Below are 17,112 nucleotides of genomic sequence, written 5' to 3'. Positions count from 1 at the left end.
GCCTGCCGCCACCGTGGTGCTCGCGCCGACCGGCGTCGCCGACGGCGTGCTCTCGGTGCTCACGGACCTGTCCGCCGCTGGACTGGTCGACCCGTTCTACTGGATCACCGATCCCAGCGATAGCGCGCCACCGCAGCTGCTGACGCGGGTCGAAGGTGGTCACTTCAGCGATGTGACGATGAGGCAGGTCGTCACCGCTCGAAACATCGGCGTGGTCCGGGTATGTGTCATCGTGCCGATGGTGGGGCCGGATGCACCGTTGACCCTGGGCCAGGAACGCTTCATCACCGACCTGCTGGCTTCGGCTGTCGCTGGCGCACAGACGATTCGGGTGCGGGCCTTGCTGGCCCGTCCCAATGCTGCGGTGCCGGCGGGTACGCGGATGGCCGTCGACGGCTGGCACAACCTGCTGATCGCGCCCGAAGATCGACCCGGTCCGGGACTGGGTCATGTCCCGCTGCCAGCCGACGACAGCCCGGTAGAGCTCGGCCGCTACGCCGCGCCCGTTCTCGCCGGCGCCCTCGGTCTGTGGAGCGGGCTCTCTCACGCCCCACTCGATCGTGCACCGGTGATGCCCGGCGAAGTGGTGCGCTTGACCAGGTCCTTCTACCGCAAGATCGACACCGGACAAACCGAAGCAATGCTGCGTCAACAGTTGCTGGCCCAGAACGGGACCCTGCCCCTGCCCAGTGATCAACGCGGCCAAGTCGTTTACGTGACCGACGTCGCCCTGGCCGCGACGAACATGGCGGATCGGCTCTGGCACAAGCACTCGGCCGTGCTCAGAGGTCCGCGACGCAGCTACGAGCGCGCGCCCGCAGCGGAGAAGATCGGTTTGGGCGCCGCATTGAAGATGTTCTTCGGATTCATGTGGGCGGCGATAAAGAACGCACCCGCCGCCTGGTATGCCGCGATGGTCGACAGCGTCTCCGCCGGCATTGCGGCGACGGTCAATAGCACCGTCTTCGGCGGCGCGAGCTCTGCTTACGAGGTGGTGGTCAACGGTCGTACCGCGCGCGGCAGACGCGTCGAATGGTCCGATATCGCAGCTGCGTCCAGCCAGCTCAGTGGCGTGCTCGCGGGCCAGCCGGTCGGGGCTCAGCACAGCGCGCGCGCCGACCTGTCTGCACTCTGGCAGGACTACAGCCGCGCGGCGATGACATTGGCCGATGCGGGCGCACGCAATAAAGAACTTCCGCCGGTGCAGATCGGTGTGAATAGAGCGATCATCGGCAGGGCAGCCGAAATCGTGCCCGGACCCGCTGAGAAGTTCAGCAATATCCCTGGCGCTATCGCGGCCAGCGTCGAGGTCGATAGCATCGATGCCACCGACTCGCTCGGACTAATGACCTTGCGGCACAAGCTCAACGACCTCGAGCGCGCTCCCGACCACGGCCTGGAGGCGCGAGAGACCCGCAACAGCCTGGACAACTGGCAGCGGCAACACCAGAGCAGTTTCGGCGTTGCAGTGGGCCGCCGCCTCGCAGATGCCTTCGCGTCTGTCTACAGTGAGGTCCAAGCTCTCCTACAAAAGCTCAACAATGCAGCCGGATTGCCGCCCGCGCCCGACACAAGCAGCAAACGGCTCGCCCACTGGATCCAGTTCACTGTCGTGTTGATGCTGCTCGTCACGGCGGTGGTCACCTACCTGTCGGCGACCGGCCATTTGAAATGGTGGTACGCCGTGGCCATCGCGCTGGCCACTTCTCTGATCAGCCTGATGTTGTGCGTGCGAGCCTTTATCCGCAATCAGCAGGAACTATTCCATCTACTGAACAAGCGCAAGGCGGTACTCGACGAACGCGTGGTCGACGAGGAGAATCTGCGCACGGCTTTGCGTGACCTCAATCGTCTATCCCAAGGGTACGGCGAATACCTTTCGTGGAGCCGCGCTTTGGGCGCATTTCTGGCCGCACCGCTCGGCCCGGACTATCAGCAGAGCCGTGAAACACTACGGGTGTCGTGGGGTCTTCCCTTGTCTACCGCGGTGGGTTACGCCGCGCCCGCGGATGCAGACGTCGCAACGACCGTGGGCTATTTACACCGCGATCTGTTCAATCTCGGTTGGCTCAGCGGCGCATGGGAGCATCTCGTCATTTCTGCGCTACCACCACAACCGGGCGCCCGCGACGTCACGGCGGACAGTTCACCGCTGTGGATGTATCCCGGTCGGGGAAGCGGCTCGGTCCTGGACAATTGGGCTAGCGCGCTGTTCGCCGGGTCGCTGACCTCCACAGGTGCCGAGGTGACCTGGCGGCGCGCCCTGCACAACCTGACGAGTTCACTGAGACAACTGATCGACACCCTGGTTAGTCACGTCGAGGAACCCGGCGGCCCCGCATTGCCTCGACGCGAGTTCCTCGCAGAGATCGACCGTCCGGCGCCACCGGGGAACCCGTTCCGTTTTGACACGTCACTGCTGACTGATATCGCGATCACCAGCGGCGCGGGCGCGGTGGTGCAGGACTTCCGCACCGACAACGTGGTGGGTGTCGGAATCGTCTGTGTGGCAACACAGTTCAGTGACGCAATACCTGTCGACTACATCCGCGTGGGAGTGGGCGAAGTCGCGCAGCCGATGTGGAACGAAGCGACACCCGCCCCGGGACCGTCATCGACATGGCCCAACGCCGAAGAAGTGTCCGAGTCCAGCCAGGGCTACGCCCCGCCCGAGCCTGGGGGAGGGTTCAAGTTCTGACATGGCCGATGCGAAGGAATCGAAGCGTCTTGAGGTATTGACCATCTTTGCCGAGCGACTTGCCGCCGCTGGTGTCGCACCCCCGACGGCGGACGAATTGGCGTCCGTCGCCGCGCATCCCGCGGAGTGGACAGAGCGTGTCGCTTCACCGGTGTTGGCAGCATGGGTGCCGACGATCGAGTTCCTGCTGCAACAGGTCAAGTTCGGTGTGAGTCCAGCTATCGCGTTCGACCAGTTGCCGGATGAACTCATGAGCCCCACCAACGACCTGCCGACTCCCGAAGCGACGACCTCCTCAGTCGAACCGCCGCCGTCAGACATCGGTTCTGCGCCCGACTCCGAGGTGACGCCACCGGACCGCAACGCTGAGGTTGTGGCGGCGCTGATGCAGTGGCGTGCCCGTCGCATCTCGGAGGGAGCCGAAGGCGCGGTCTTGATCAAAGACGTCACTTTGCGAAATCTGGTCAAGTTCGGACACACTGATGCTGACCAGATCGGCCGTAAGCTGCCCGGGCCGGCGGCCTACCTTGGTCGTGAAATCGCGGCTGTGATAGCGGAATTCGCTGATCCCGCATCCGGGACTGCGTCGTCGCCGCCGGTCGCCCCGCCACCCCGAGCGTCAACACCCCCTGTCCCGGCCGGGCCACCGGTCAAGCGGCAACCGCAACCTCGGGCCGTACCGCCGCGACACGAGCAAGTCGAGGGCATTCTCCGGGACCTCACGCACCGAGACTTCTGCGACTACGAGTACGGCGAGTCCGACGTCAAGGTCGGACCCGTCACGATCAAAGGGACGCAAGATGGCTTGCGGCTGGCCTACGAGCCGTTCCTACCCGAAGCCGGCAAGATGGTCATTTATCGCGTCGTCTCCGGCGATGATGCGGCGGCACCGTTCAAGCCGGAAGCCGGCGATCTGGTGGCAGTAACGACCTCTCTGCATGTGCACGACAACCGCTTCCTGACTTGCGCGGTACGCCACTACCAGGTGTGGTGCCACGTCGGCATCGACAATGAAGATGCCCGACACAATCAACCCTTCCTTATTGCCGAGGGTCAAGAGGTAAGTCCGGTAGACGATTTCAATGTCACCGAGGACGAGGGTCGGGTGATAGGCCGGTGGACGACCTACCCCGGTACCCGGTCAGTGCGGGTATACCGTATTCCGTTGGAGGGCAGCGCACCCGTGCGCGACGACCCGCGCAACCAGATTTGCGCCGGCCAAACCAACTTGACCGGCTTCGTCGACAACGAGGCGAGCCGCGGCATGCGCTATCTGTACCGAGCACTGGCCGAGGTCACCGTTGGTACGTCGGTGCGATTGTCGCGACCGCGTCAGCAGGAGATTCTGGTGTCGGTCGTCCTTGGCAGGGTCGATGATATGGAAGTCGTTATCAGCGAAGATAATTCACGTTTAGACTTGACGTGGTCGACACCGGAAGCCGGGCAGGTGCGGGTGTACCGCGTCAACACACCGCCGCCGCCGGGGTTGGCCGGTAGTGAAATGCCCGAGGCCGCGCTACAGGTGCAGGGCTTTGACGACGAGGCGCTGATCAAAGATCCCGTTGTCGCGGCCGATACCGGCCGTTCCCGCATCGCCGGCGTGCCATGGCCTGCATCCTGGGATCGTGCGTACCTGACGCCCGTCACCCTGTTGGGTGGCAAGGCCCGTATCGGCACCACTAAGGTCAAGACCCGTCCGCTTCCACCGGTCAGTGACGTCGAGATCATCGAGCGCTTCGATACCGAGATCATCACTTTCGGTTGGCCCAATCACGCAGCGGCGGTGCTGGTTTACGTGGGTAGCGCCACGCTCAGCCCCGAGGAGATCTGTGAGCGCAGTCAACCACTGACTGAAATCAGCAAAAGTCAGTACCGCCGCGACGGGGCGATCATCCTGCCACGGCGGCTGGAACCGAAGGGTTGCGCCGTTTGCCTTGTCCCAGTGGCTTTCTCGCGGGGGGAACAGGTGCGTGGACAGATAACGGCGTTGCATTATGCGGGATTGCACCGACTGCATTACGCGCTCGAATCGCGAAATGATTCGCCGCCGCACGTCAGGGATGTCTTGTTACGAAGTGACCATGCCATCGAGTCACCGGTGGCGTTGGTAATGGTGAATAATCGCGACCGATTTCCGTTGAGTCCAAACGACGGTGAACACGTCTACTTCAGGCCGCCGCGCGGTGGTGAACTCACGCCGCAATGCTCGCTTGACGCAATTCCGCGGGGCGATTACCGCACCGGTTGGCAGGTTGACTGGGCATGGCACCGAGGCTTTTTCCGCCTCTTCATCGCATCGGTGGCCGATCGGACCAAGCGCTATGCCTTGACCGATCCGCCGCTGCAAAATCTGCGCTGGTTTGACCCTGTGCCGGGAGCGGCACAATGAGCGCCCCCTCGCCGCAAAATGTTTCGCGCAGCGTCCCGCTCGACAGCTATGCGCCGCGCTACGCGCAACTGATCTACACCTCGTTCGACGACGGCTCTGGTACCGGGGGTGGTTGGCAGGTCAAGGATGAAGACGGTGACCTCACCGTCGTGGAACGACAGGCTTTGACGGCGCGAATCGCCACCAGTTTCAACGTCGGCACGCCGTTGCCGACCTATCCCACGCCTGATGAGATCGCCGCTCGGCCGGCCCGATTGGTGTACGCGCCCTTCGACGTTCGCACCGCCGCTTATTGGCACACCGTGGATGCGGGCAGGGATGCGACGGGACGTCCCGGCAACGTGTTCGCCCATGTATTACTCGACCGTGACATTTCCGCCGCCTCGACGCTTCGGCCGATCCAACTCTGGCGGTCTGCGCAGTGGCTGCAGCCGTACGGTGCCGCAGAAGTCGCTGCTGCCACCCTTGACGGTGACAGCGCTCCCGAGCCCAGTGAACACATCACCGCGGCGGCCGTCATTGGGTTTCTTACCGGCACCACCGTGGACCGCCAGAGCGTGTTCCGGGTATTGCTGGATGCCGTTCACGCAGCCATGGCCGGAGGCCCGGGCGTGATGCTGATGACGGATGACATCGAAAGCGGCCCGCTGTGGATCGCAGCCCTGAGCTATTTCATGTCACCGGGGACGGCCCGCAGGTTCAGCTGGTCCACCCACGACGACGTTGCGCTGGCGACAACGAATCTCAGTCGTGGCATCCATCTCGTCGTAGTCGCGAACGAACGCGCAGCCGATGCACCGACCGGCGACTGGATTGCGATCGACGAGTATGAAGAACCGAGTATCGGTCAGTTTGGGGCAAGTCACCGCAGCAGCACCGGGACAGTGAGCGTCACTGGTTGGTCAGTGCTGGCCGAAGGAGTGCTTGCCGACGAAGTTTCGGCGGCAAGGCTGTTGGCGCAACAGGATTCGATCGCAAGCGAACTGGGTGATTACGATTTGGCTCCCGAGTGGCCGCTTGCTATTGCGGTGCGTCACGACCGAGAACTCAGCGAGTTTCATAACGACGCCGACTGCGTGATTGCCGACAACGCACCGGGCCACGCCTACAGCGTTGAGTGGATCGGCTCCACGGTAGCTGCAGCATTGGCGGCAACAGCCCCTACGAATGTAGCCGACGCCTACGTTCGGTTCCTGCGGGCGCGTCAGCGTCGCAATGGATTGGCTTGGGCGGCAAATAATCTGCTGCAAAACATCCTGAAAGACCCCGACTGGATTCTCAGCGGGTCCCTCGCCGATGTTCCCCGCGAGCCGGTCGTCGACATCGAGGCGCTGCGGCAAGAGATCGTCGATGCGCTGGACCGATTGACGTCATCGTCGGCGAATCCGATGCAGTCGTTGCGCGGACAGCTGCGCGTTGTCGAAGTGCTCGACCGGCTTGGTCGCGCCGACCCTGATCCTGCACGCAAGACCGCGAACCTGATTGCGTTGATCAGTCCTGCATCGGTCAGCACGCTGACCGATTGCGTCGCGGCTCGCCCCTTGCTCGAAGATGTCGCGATCAGCCTCTCTACACGCGAACTGGTCCTGCGGCCCGTGGTCGCAGGCCAGTCCGCTTCCGTGCTGAACGCCATCGATCACGACGTATGGCAGTGGCTGTTCGGTGACCACAGCGCCCCAGGTATTCCGCCCAATCCGCATGCTTACGATTGCGTGCTGCTGCCACGCTATATCGCTGCTGCGGTTCGCAATCCAGAAAAGCATGCCCTCACCGCGAGCGCCGCCGCGCGACTGGCGAGGGACGCGATCCACTTCGCCCTAGCCGCCGAAGACCTGCCGGATGACCAGTGTCGCGAATTGGTGACCGAACTGAGCGTCCGGGGCCCCTTGACGCACGAACTCCCCGACATCTTCAACCGGTGGCCCCGACGGGTCGGGCCCGCTATCGCGATTTTCGCTCTGTACTACGAGCCGCTGCCGATTGAGTTGATCGAAAGAATCGCCGGCACGATACTGCCGCCATCGCCTGGTGTGTGGGACTTCTGCGCGGTGGCGACCGCGCGACTGCGCGCGCTGTACCACACACCGCGGCCGTGGCCCGCGGAGCGTGTCGAACAAGCCCTGCGGGAATGCGTTTCGACCGTCTTGGACAACCTGCCTCCCGACCATGTCGCCGAGCTGGCCGATGACTTGGTGAAAACTGTTGCGGTGCTGTTCACCCTGGGTCAATCCCGCGGAGAGGCGGCATGGGACATCGAAAATCCCGCCGCGCGGGAACTTCGTCGGGGGCTGTCGGACCGTGCCGACGAGGTCGTCGAGCTAGTCGCCGACCTGGTGGAGATTCGTCTCATCGATGTCGAGTGGATCGTGGCGCACGCGATATTGCGCTGTATCGGAAGAGAACTCGAACTGCCGACTTTGCTGACCACTGCCACCGACTACTCGAATGGGCGCCCATCGTGGGCAGATGTGGTGGTCGACACTTTGGTCCGGCGCGGTGTGTACAGCGGCCCGACGGACGCGGCTGCCATTCGTGATGGTGTGTGGTCCGTGGTTCGCGGACTGAGTGCTGATCAGGCCGAAATCTTTTTCGACGGCTACCAACGCGCCGCTCGCGAGTGGTTGCAGGACAGAAATATCACCAAAGTTCAGCAGCGATCAGCGTTTCGCTGGACGAGCTGAGAGGAAACACAGCTGTGGCAACCTACCTGCTCGACGGCGCCGGGTCCGCTCGGCTGCCGCGGCGACCGTTGTCGGTGACACTGGCGGTCGTCGGCTCGCACACCTCCAGCGTGCGCCTGGTGGCACGCCTGCTCAGTGGCGCCGAAGCTCCGGTACGCACGTATTCGGCGGGGATGATCATCGTGCCGCGTATCGACGAAGAGATCGTCATCGCCGCTGTGCCTGAGTCACGATCGCAGTTCGATGAGGACACCGTCCTGCATGTGACAATCGGGCCGGACAGCACCCAGGACTTGGATGCGGACTACGCCGAACTTGCACCGCGCGAGGTATCCGGCCTGGCTTCGATCGAATTGGCCACCATCGCGCCGGCAAGCCCTGATCAGGTGACCGTAACAACGCGGCTTACTGCTGCGGATGCACCGCTGCCCGCGTTGGCCAGCCGCGCTCGGGTGGCGTGCCGGGGTGCGCTCGGCATGGATTCGCTGCCCCCTGAGCGCCAGGTAACAGTGGGTTGTGTTATCGATGCCTCGACGTCGGTGGCGTCACTTGTTGCTAACGGAACTCTCTCTGCTGCAACTGATCTTGTGGCGGGCATTGCGGCGGTAGTAGGGGGATCACAGCCGCTGCGCACGTGCCTGGCCGATGGCTGCTACACCGAGATTTCCACGGAATCGGTCGGTGAGCTTGGAGCGCGGGCAATAGCGGCGCTGGACCGATCCGGCTACGGCATCGGCGCGAATCTCGATGCGGCGGTAGGACGCATCGCCGGATCTACCGGGCTGGCGGTGGTGATCACTGATGTGGCGATTCGGCCCGCCCAGCAGACGTTTCCGGTTAGTCTGCTGGTGCTCTCGGAGTCTGCCCGGCGCTATCCCGGTTTCTCGGGTGCTGTGTTGCCTCCGCCGCCCGCCGGCGTTCGCGCCGACTCGTTCTACGACGCCAATCCGCACCTCATCGACCAGGCGGTCGCAGCGATCGTGGCGCCCTTATGCGGACGGGATTGACCCGTATGACCAAGTGCCCGCGATGCTTCAATGCGGTTCCCGAAAACCGTTCGGTGTGGGCCGAGGCTCAACCACGCGACCCCGCACCCGATGAGGTGGCAAGCGACTTTCGTGGCCGGTCGGTGTCGATGGGCAAAATTGTCGAATACCATCTTCCGCCCGGTTCTCCGCCCGACGGTCCGCTCCAGCAGGCTGAACGCGAGTTAGACGGGCCGGTCATCGAAATCTGTCCGGTATGCCATTACCATTTGCCGCCACATTGGCGTTTCGGCAATGCCACCTGCGTCGCCATGGCCGGTGCCCGTACGACCGGCAAGACGGTGTATATCGCGGTGATGATCAAACAGCTCCAGCGCCATCTGGAACGGGATCATCGAGAGATGGATTTCGCCAACAGCGATACGCGCGAACGATATAGAGAGAACTATGAGAAGCCTCTCTACGAAGAGCGCGGCATTCTTCCGCCGACCCCGAAGGCGGAAACGGGGGGAAATCACCACGAGCCGTTGATCTTCAGTCTCGGGTTGTGGAACGGCACGCGGGAATTCCTGGTCATTCGCGACGTGGCGGGGGAGGACCTGGAGAACCACAACGTCGGTGGACGACCTTGGGAGTTCTTTTCAGCGGCGGACGCCGTCTTGTTCCTCTTCGACCCCATGCGGGTGGAGGAGGTTCGCGACCACCTCCGCGACCTGATACCGACCGACGCCGCGACCGGGGGCGACCCTCGTGAGGTATTGCGCACGGTGATGCGCCTCATCGGTGACGGTAATCCCCGACTGGCGGTGATTCTGTCGAAATTCGATGCGCTACAGGAGCTTCGAAAGGTACGCAGCAGCTACTTCGGCCAAATCATGTCCAACACAGGTGCCGCCTTCGCGCGGGATCCTGGTCTGGTCGCGGGTCGCTACAACGACGACGATGGGTGGCTACTGCACGCCGAAGTTCACAGCCTGCTGCAACGACTTGATGCCGGTCCAATGCTGCGCGCGATGGTAAACCCGCACAACGGACGCCAGTACAACCATCGCTTCTTTGCAGTGTCCGCTCTGGGCGGCGCTCCGCACGGCCAACAGATCAGTGCTAGTGGCATTTGCCCGTTCCGATGCATGGACCCGGTGAGGTGGGTTTACGCAGACCGCGGGGTGCTGGCGTGAAGCAACACAGGTTGCGTCCCGTGGTGTTTTGTAAGTGGTGGTGTGTTGGTCGCTGATGTGAAGGTCCATCGCGTGAGCCCTTGCGGTGAAGTGACCGAGGATCACTAACACGAGGAACTATGCGCTGGCCATGAATGAGCGCGCGGAATTGAGGGCGCTTGACGCGGGCAATGCCATTGTTGCTGGGGATTACGTACGCGAGGCGATCTATGAAAGCTATTGATGCGGAGTCGACCGCGGTGATCGGTGCCGGCCCTGATGAGCGCACCGATGCCAGGAACTCTATGTACTAACGTGTCCACCATCGGTCTTAGCGGGAAGCAACTTCATCACACGGGTGAAAGGCGAACGGTATGGGTGTCACACTGAATAAAGGCGGCAACGTCTCTCTGAAGAAGCTGGCCCCTGATCTGACCAAGGTGACCGTGGAGTTGGGCTGGAACAGCAGCTACGACCTGGATGCCAGCGCGCTCGCCTGCGGTGAGAATCACCAAGTGCTCTCTGACAAGCATTTCGTTTTTTACGGCAATCTGCATTCACCGGACGGCTCGATTGAACACGAGGGCGACAAACGCGAGGGATCGGGCGAGGGTGAGGACGAGATGATCAACGTCAACCTACCTGCGGTGCCGATCGATGTCACGAATATCTATTTTTCGGTATCTATCTATGACGAAAGCAATCAAGGACACACGTTCGGACAAGTGCGCGACGCGTACATCCGTGTTGTCGACAGTACGACCGGTACTGAACTGGCACGCTACGACCTGTACGAAGATGCTTCAAACGAAACTGCGATGATCTTTGGCGAATTGTACCGGCGTGCCGGAGAATGGAAATTTCGCGCTATCGGGCAGGGATATGCGTCGGGTTTGCGAGGCATTGCTCTCGATTACGGTGTGAATGTCGAGTAGGCGCCACTCGAGTAGCTGTGGAGGAGACATCGGACGTTGCCTGGCGAAAGGTGTCCGCTCCGAACCGAGGTTTTACGGCGAGTTCGCCAAGGATTGAGTGGACACCCGCGCGGCGGACGAGATGCTGGTTTGGCTGGCCGAACGCGCTGGCGTACAAGGCATTTGACCCAAAATGGCTCAGTTGTAGCCGGTGCTTCCGTCCACGCCATGCGTCGTGCTGATCAGTTTGGCGATGCAGTGGTCACGGTCGAACCCGTGACTCCGGCACCATGCCAAGGCGCCTTGCTTGCCGGTGTAACCGACATCGGCGATCGTCACCCAATAATCCGACGTCGAGAACGTCGACCACTGGCCCGACCACAACAGTCTGGCGCCGTACACCTGCCGCAACCGTTGATGCTCGTTCAGCGCCATGGCGAGATCCCACGTCACTCCGTTGTCGACAGTGCCGGGCCGCTTGGAACTCAACTGCGGGACCCAGCTCTCGGTGAGTCGGCTGTACACGTAAGGACGGTCAGCGTCGGCGATCTGCGCGAGTTGTTGCTCGGCTGACCTAGCCCCGGACGGTGCGTGGGTCGGAGCATCCGTCGACCGCGTCGTCGTCGGGTAAGTCGGCGACTTCGTCGTCGGTTCCGTCGTCGTTTGGTAGGAGGGTTGGTAGGTTGGCTGCCCAGAAGTCGGATAGGCGATGGCCGGCGAGTAGTCATTCGAGTCGGACTTCCGGTTGGCCACAATGCCTACCGTCAGAACTACGACCGCAACGACCAACGCGGCGGCGATCACCACCAGGGTGGGGACGAGGTAGCGGTTCGCGCTGTCGTCCCGATCCTGCGGGGGGAATGCAACGTCGGCGACCCTGGGGGGTGGCCAGTATTGCGCCTGCTGCGTCGGGGCCTGCGATTCTGCGAAAGCCGTCTTGTTCAGGTTGATCTTCGGAGCCGTCAAGGCACGTTTCGCCGCGCGCGCCAACGCTCCCGCACTGCCGTACCGGTCATCGGCTTCCTTCGCCATACCGCGGGCAACGACGGCGTCAAGCGCCGCCGGCACCCGCGGATTCACCGCGCTGGGCCGGGGCGGGGGCGACGACATATGCGCGGCCATCACTTGGTGGCTGTTGCCGGAGAACGGCGGTCTGCCGGTCAACGTCTCGTACAGCACGCAGGCCAGTGAGTAGACGTCGACCGCGGACGTCGTCTCCTCGTCGTCGAACCGTTCGGGAGACATGTAGGCGAAGCTGCCCACTTTGTATCCCGCCACGGTCAGGTGCGTGTCACCCGGAGCCTCGGCAATGCCGAAGTCGACCAGGTAGGCGAAGTCGTTGGGCGTGACGATGATGTTCTGCGGTTTGACGTCGCGGTGGATCAGTCCCTGTGCATGCGCCGCATCCAACGCCGCGGCCACCTGTTGGATGATGTCGACCGCGCGCTCCGGGTCGAGCGGCTCCGCGCGCAGCAACTCGTGCAAGGTAGGGCCCTGGACCAGGCGCATATCGATGTAGAGGGTCCGGTCGATCTCGCCCCAGTCGTGAATCGGGATGACGTGCGGTTCATCGAGGATCGCCGCGGCACGCGACTCGCGCAGGAACCGGATGCGAAAGGTTTCGTCGTCCGCATATTCCTCGGGCAGCACCTTCAACGCGATTCTTCTGCGCTTGTCGGTGTCGAACGCCTCGTAGACCTCACCCATGCCGCCTTTGCCGAGCAGCCGATTGATCTCGTACTTGCCAAAGGTTCCGCCCACGAGTGACCTCACGAAAACCCCTACCTCTCCTCTTTATGGCCAGTATCCGGCAGAGGTCTGACATAAACGCGAAGTTTGCCAAGAACGGATGATGTCATCTAGTGGCAACGCGAGGCGGAGCGGCGCTGAGGGTATGTGTTTGATGACTGGCGACTGAGTTGTGCCGACGCGCTGTGCCCCTGAGCCCGATGTTGCTGATGTGACGTTTGTGGTATTCGGGCAGCTCGAAGCGGGACGACGGGCACCGCAACTCACCTGATTAGTGCCGCCCCCCGGTGCCGATGTGGCAAAGGCGCCAGCAGGCTCGCTACACCAATAGTCGTATCGTTCGGCAAGTGCGGACACATCGGACCGGAGGTTTGCTACTCACGCAGACACAGCCGACCTGACCCACGCGAGGGGTCCGCTCACTTCTTCGGCTTGAGCGCCACGATCTTGTTGTTGCGACCACCGACGTAGACGGTGCCGTTCCTGTCCACCGCCAAACCCCACGGGTTGTCGAGGCCGGTGAAGTGCAGCTCGACCTGGGTCGTCGACTTCGCGGGCAGTTTGAGGACCCGATCGTTCCCGGTGTCGTTGACGTACACCGCGCCGTCGCTGTCCAACGTGACACCGCCGGGTTTCTTCAGACCCTGGAACTTCAGCTCCTGTTGATCTTTCGAGCCCGCGGGCAACATCGGCACTCGATTGTTGCCTCCGTCGCCCACATAAACCGTTCCGCCGCTGTTCACCACCAGACCGGTCGGACTGCTGAGGCCGGTGAACGGCACCTCCTCCTGCTGGTTCGAACCGTTGCGCAGCATCACGACCCGGTTCGTTGCGGTGTCGGCGACATAGACGGTCCCGCTGCCATCCACCGAGAGGCCGGTCGGATTCTCCAGGTCCTTGAACGGCAGCACTTCTTGCTTCTGTGAGCTCGCGTGAAGCACCAGCACCCGCCTGTTGCCGGAGTCGTTGACGTAAACCGAGCCGCCGTGGTCGGCTGTCACCCCGGTCGGGTAGTTCAGCCCGTCGAACGGCAGCACGTGCGGGGTATCCGAGCCCACGTACAGCGCCAGGATCCGGTTGTGTGGGCTGTCGGCGACATAGACCGTACCGGCGTAGTCCACCGACAGGCCTTGCGGTTCGGTCAAGCCGGTGAACGGCAGTGTCACCTGTTCGAACTCTTCGGTAGCGGGTCCGGAGTTGCCGCCGAAGGCGACCAGTCCCGCCACGACAGCGACCACGGCGACCAGAGCGCCCGAGACCGCGACGGCCTTGCGGCGCCACCACGGCTGCGACGGTGGACGCTGTACCTCCGGCGGCCGCCCCGCGGTCGGGGTTCGCACCGGGGACGGGGGCGGAGACGTCACCGGACGCGCCATGGTGGGTGGGCCCGGGTTCTGCTGTGGTGGTGGCGTCCGCGGGGCCGGTGCCCGCGGGGGCGGCGGCTGCGGCGGGGGAGTCTGAACCGGCGCGAATGCCGGTGAACGGGCGTCGGAACGGGCTCCGTAGTGCGCGTGGTCGACCACAACCGGCCGCATCTGGGTGGGCGACTCGTGCGGCGACGTGAGGGCCTGGCTGGCGGCGCGGGCCAACTCCACGGCGGTGTCGTAGCGATCGTCGGGGTGCTTGGCCATCCCTTTCGCGACGACGACGTCCAGCCCGCCCGGCAGGCCAGGATTCGTGCTCGACGGTCGCGGGGGAGGTGCGGTGAGGTGACTGGTGACTTGTTGCTGCAGGGTGGTGCCGGGAAAGGGGTGCTGCGCGGTCAGGCACTCGTAAAGCACACAAGACAGGGAATAGACGTCCGAGCGCGCGTCGACGGTGGCGGTACTGAACCGCTCAGGGGCCATGTAGTGCCACGTCCCGACGAAGTCCCCGGCTTTGGTCAAGGCCAAATCGCCTGCCGCGCGAGCGATTCCGAAGTCGATGAGGTAGGCGAAATCGTCGTGGTCGAGCAAGATGTTGGACGGTTTGACGTCCCGGTGCAGCAACCCGTCGCGGTGCGCGGCGGTGAGCGCCTTGGCAACCTGATCGATGATGCCCACCGCCCGAACCGGAGCCAGCGGGCCGGTGTTGAGCTCGGCCTGGAGGTCGCGGCCCTCGATCAGCCGCATGTCGACGAACAAGCGTCCGTTGATTTCGCCGTAGGTGTGGATGGGAATCAGGTGTGGATTGTTCAGCCGTGCGGTCGAGTGCGCTTCGCGTCGGAACCGTTGCTGGAAGACCGGATCGTTGGAGATTTCGGAGGGCAGGATCTTGAGCGCGACGACCCGCTCGGTGCCGGTGTCATAGGCCCGCCACACCTCGCCCATGCCGCCACGCCCCAGCAACTCGATCAACTGGTACTTACCGAACGGAGTTCCCTCCAACGAACCCCTCCATCCATTTCCGCCAGCATCCGGCCAAACCATAATGCTCCCACTTTGGGGTGGATCGCTAGGCTGGCCCTGCCTAGCAGCGTCTTCGACATAGCTTGTCTGCATTGCTCTACCTCCTGAACTCACTGCACTCGCGAGACGAAATGCGCTGTGGCGTACCCATGCGACTGCATGATCCGTGGCGAGACGGCTGACCACTCGCCAATATCTTTGTTGCCCATACTTTCCGAAGCCGCCCGTCCGATGCGCAGCGCCGAAGATCCGGCCCGGGACGGGCCAATCCTGTTCTCGCGCAGCACTTCCCGTTGGCCGCGATCACGGACACACGGGCCGTCAGCGCGCCGGTTCTACCGGTTCGGCGCACCCGAACGTCCGGTTGGTTGCTCATGACAGCCAGCATCGCCGCAGCCGCAGCGCAGAACATCGGCGCAACCGCGCAGATCTTCGCATCTGGAGCGCGTAGTTGGGACTGGTAGCGGCGCGAGCAGCATTAACTGGCGCGCAAGCCCAGGAGAGGGGACGTCAGTGCGAGCGAGACTCACGACCGGGCTCGGCGTCGTTGCCGTCGCGGTGTCTGCGGGGTGTTCGCCGGCCCATCGTGAAGCGCGGCCGTCGCCGACCATCACCGCGAGCCCCGGGCCGACGACGGTGCAACAGCTGTGCGACTCCCAATCGTGGCCACGGCCGCTGCCGGACGTCGTCGGCGGGCTGCTCTACCAGGCCAAAAACGGAGCACTGGGGTGCTGGGACAACCTTCGTGCGGTCGCTTCCGACGGGCACGACCCGCTGCACAACCCGGCCCGCGCCGGGGAGAAGACGTATCGGATCGTCGCCGTGTCGCCGGCGGTCGGCGCCCCGACCGGTCGCCATGGCCCCGTGACGCTCGAACTCGCCGAGGTCGACCCCGCATCGCCGCCCGCGTTTCGGCCGTGCGATTGGGTTACGACCGTCGAGGCTGCCGGCATCATGGGCGGTCCGGTCCGCGCGGAGCCGCTGGGCACCGACACCGGGTCGGTCGACATCGCCTGCCTCTATGACAAACCGGGCGACGAGGTAGCCGATGTGGAGATCGACCTGCAGCTGCCCGGCGCTTTCCCGGTCGACGCCGCCGCGCAGTTCGCACTGACGACTGCGACGGGCCCCGGGACCGTTGTCGACGGGATCGGGATCAGGGCGGACTGCCTGGAAGAACTCACGACCACTCCGCCGGCCACCACGCTGCTCGTCCTGCTGGACGGCGGCCGCCTGCTGCGAGTGACCCAGGGCTACGGGTCCTGCGACAGGCTACGGCTATTGGCACAATTGGCGATCGGCCGCATTGGCGCGTAAGGCCACGCATTTCGGCCTGTGCCGTTCAGGCATCAGCAGCATCGATCCCGCCGGGGGGTCTGGTGCACCCATACGAACTGCCGAATACCGGCTGCGCGCAACATTATTCGAGACCCGGCCGGCCACGCCCGCAACGGCTCGGCGCCGCACACGATCTCGGGCCGTTCCACCTGATACGTGCGAGCTCTCCAGGTGAGTGTGCCGCGTTGAGCGGTACGCAGATTCCGGTACCAGTCCGCCGTCGTGCGAACGCGCTTGGGCGGCAACGAAATCGACTAACCCAGCTCGAAAGAGTCTCGCGAGACCCGGAAGAAATGCTTGCTGTTGGTGTCGGTGCATTGCACGCCGGACTGCTCGCTGACACAGGTGAACGTGCCGGCGGTGATGCTCTGGCCATAGTTCAGCGTCGGCTCACCGGGCAATTTCGTTGTGTCACCGTGGCATTCGATAGCCCCCCGCCGGCCCGGGGTCAACGTGAATCTGTCCCCCCAGCTGATGTGTTTGGCGCATTCGGGAGGCGGCGGCGGTGTGTAGGTGTAGTCGCTGATGTCGCATTGGACGAGCTGGGCGTCCAGCGCGCAGGTGATGTTCCCCGACGGCGACTGGAAGTACTTCGACTCCGCGTGTGCGGCGGCCGGCAAGGCCAGTGCAGTCCCTGCCGACACCGCAGCCATCGACGTTATCCACCAGATCCGCATCGCCGAAGCCTAGCCGCCCGGGGATGTCGGTGGGTGCCGTTACCCTGCGAACCATGCAGAGATCAGGCGGCCGGTTTGGTGCGTTGTTCTAAGCCGGCGCCGAAGTGATACGCAGGTTGCGGCGTCTCGGGTGAAG

General features: G+C 63.6%; 10 protein-coding genes. 7 read left to right on the top strand and 3 right to left on the bottom strand.

Annotation, left to right across the window (positions count from 1 at the left end; all coding sequences use genetic code 11):
* The first annotated feature begins 382 nt into the window (after positions 1–382).
* From AC5Y4D_RS12145 to AC5Y4D_RS12120, 6 genes are all read left to right on the top strand, one after another.
* Positions 383–2,698 carry a hypothetical protein gene (locus tag AC5Y4D_RS12145; protein ID WP_499945334.1) on the top strand — a complete coding sequence of 772 codons (2,316 nt, stop codon included), beginning with the start codon at positions 383–385 and terminating at the stop codon, positions 2,696–2,698.
* Between the two features lies 1 nt (position 2,699).
* Positions 2,700–5,087 carry a SaeA-related protein gene (locus tag AC5Y4D_RS12140; RefSeq protein WP_499945336.1) on the top strand — a complete coding sequence of 796 codons (2,388 nt, stop codon included), beginning with the start codon at positions 2,700–2,702 and terminating at the stop codon, positions 5,085–5,087.
* Complete coding sequence (locus tag AC5Y4D_RS12135; RefSeq protein ID WP_499945338.1) at positions 5,084–7,768, top strand: GAP1-N2 domain-containing protein; 2,685 nt, start codon at positions 5,084–5,086, stop codon at positions 7,766–7,768. Before AC5Y4D_RS12140 ends, AC5Y4D_RS12135 begins: the two co-directional genes overlap by 4 nt.
* Before the next feature lie 173 nt (positions 7,769–7,941).
* The gene (locus AC5Y4D_RS12130; RefSeq protein ID WP_499945340.1) at positions 7,942–8,775 is read left to right on the top strand and encodes a hypothetical protein; all 834 of its coding nucleotides are present in this window, start codon (positions 7,942–7,944) and stop codon (positions 8,773–8,775) included.
* A gap of 5 nt (positions 8,776–8,780) precedes the next feature.
* The gene (locus AC5Y4D_RS12125; protein WP_499945342.1) at positions 8,781–9,932 is read left to right on the top strand and encodes a TRAFAC clade GTPase domain-containing protein; all 1,152 of its coding nucleotides are present in this window, start codon (positions 8,781–8,783) and stop codon (positions 9,930–9,932) included.
* Between the two features lie 353 nt (positions 9,933–10,285).
* The gene (locus tag AC5Y4D_RS12120; protein WP_499945344.1) at positions 10,286–10,846 is read left to right on the top strand and encodes a TerD family protein; all 561 of its coding nucleotides are present in this window, start codon (positions 10,286–10,288) and stop codon (positions 10,844–10,846) included.
* A 177-nt stretch (positions 10,847–11,023) separates the two neighbouring features.
* Here the strand turns inward: AC5Y4D_RS12120 and AC5Y4D_RS12115 are convergent, their stop codons facing one another.
* Positions 11,024–12,598 carry a serine/threonine-protein kinase gene (locus AC5Y4D_RS12115; protein WP_499945347.1) on the bottom strand — a complete coding sequence of 525 codons (1,575 nt, stop codon included), beginning with the start codon at positions 12,596–12,598 and terminating at the stop codon, positions 11,024–11,026.
* 395 nt (positions 12,599–12,993) lie between these two features.
* On the bottom strand, positions 12,994–14,940 hold the full coding sequence (locus tag AC5Y4D_RS12110) for a serine/threonine-protein kinase PknD (RefSeq protein WP_500037237.1): 1,947 nt from the start codon (positions 14,938–14,940) through the stop codon (positions 12,994–12,996).
* A gap of 534 nt (positions 14,941–15,474) precedes the next feature.
* Here AC5Y4D_RS12110 and AC5Y4D_RS12105 point away from each other — a divergent pair.
* Positions 15,475–16,278 carry a hypothetical protein gene (locus tag AC5Y4D_RS12105; RefSeq protein WP_500037236.1) on the top strand — a complete coding sequence of 268 codons (804 nt, stop codon included), beginning with the start codon at positions 15,475–15,477 and terminating at the stop codon, positions 16,276–16,278.
* A 275-nt stretch (positions 16,279–16,553) separates the two neighbouring features.
* On the opposite strand, the gene AC5Y4D_RS12100 is transcribed toward AC5Y4D_RS12105, so the two are convergent.
* Positions 16,554–16,976 (bottom strand): DUF6636 domain-containing protein, encoded by a 423-nt coding sequence (locus AC5Y4D_RS12100; RefSeq protein ID WP_499945353.1) that lies wholly within the window; start codon positions 16,974–16,976, stop codon positions 16,554–16,556.
* Positions 16,977–17,112: the final 136 nt, after the last annotated feature.

This window comes from Mycobacterium sp. NGS67 (assembly GCF_059812185.1).
This window is presented reverse-complemented; position numbering and strand designations above follow the sequence as displayed.

What these genes read in the sequence shown, in the direction of transcription:
- AC5Y4D_RS12145 (WP_499945334.1), top strand. Translation starts at nt 383, where the DNA reads ATGGCCGTCGACGGCTGGCACAACCTGCTGATCGCGCCCGAAGATCGA.
- AC5Y4D_RS12130 (WP_499945340.1), top strand. Translation starts at nt 7,942, where the DNA reads ATGATCATCGTGCCGCGTATCGACGAAGAGATCGTCATCGCCGCTGTG.
- AC5Y4D_RS12135 (WP_499945338.1), top strand. Translation starts at nt 5,084, where the DNA reads ATGAGCGCCCCCTCGCCGCAAAATGTTTCGCGCAGCGTCCCGCTCGAC.
- AC5Y4D_RS12125 (WP_499945342.1), top strand. Translation starts at nt 8,781, where the DNA reads ATGACCAAGTGCCCGCGATGCTTCAATGCGGTTCCCGAAAACCGTTCG.
- AC5Y4D_RS12140 (WP_499945336.1), top strand. Translation starts at nt 2,700, where the DNA reads ATGGCCGATGCGAAGGAATCGAAGCGTCTTGAGGTATTGACCATCTTT.
- AC5Y4D_RS12100 (WP_499945353.1), bottom strand. Translation starts at nt 16,976, where the DNA reads ATGCGGATCTGGTGGATAACGTCGATGGCTGCGGTGTCGGCAGGGACT.
- AC5Y4D_RS12120 (WP_499945344.1), top strand. Translation starts at nt 10,286, where the DNA reads ATGGGTGTCACACTGAATAAAGGCGGCAACGTCTCTCTGAAGAAGCTG.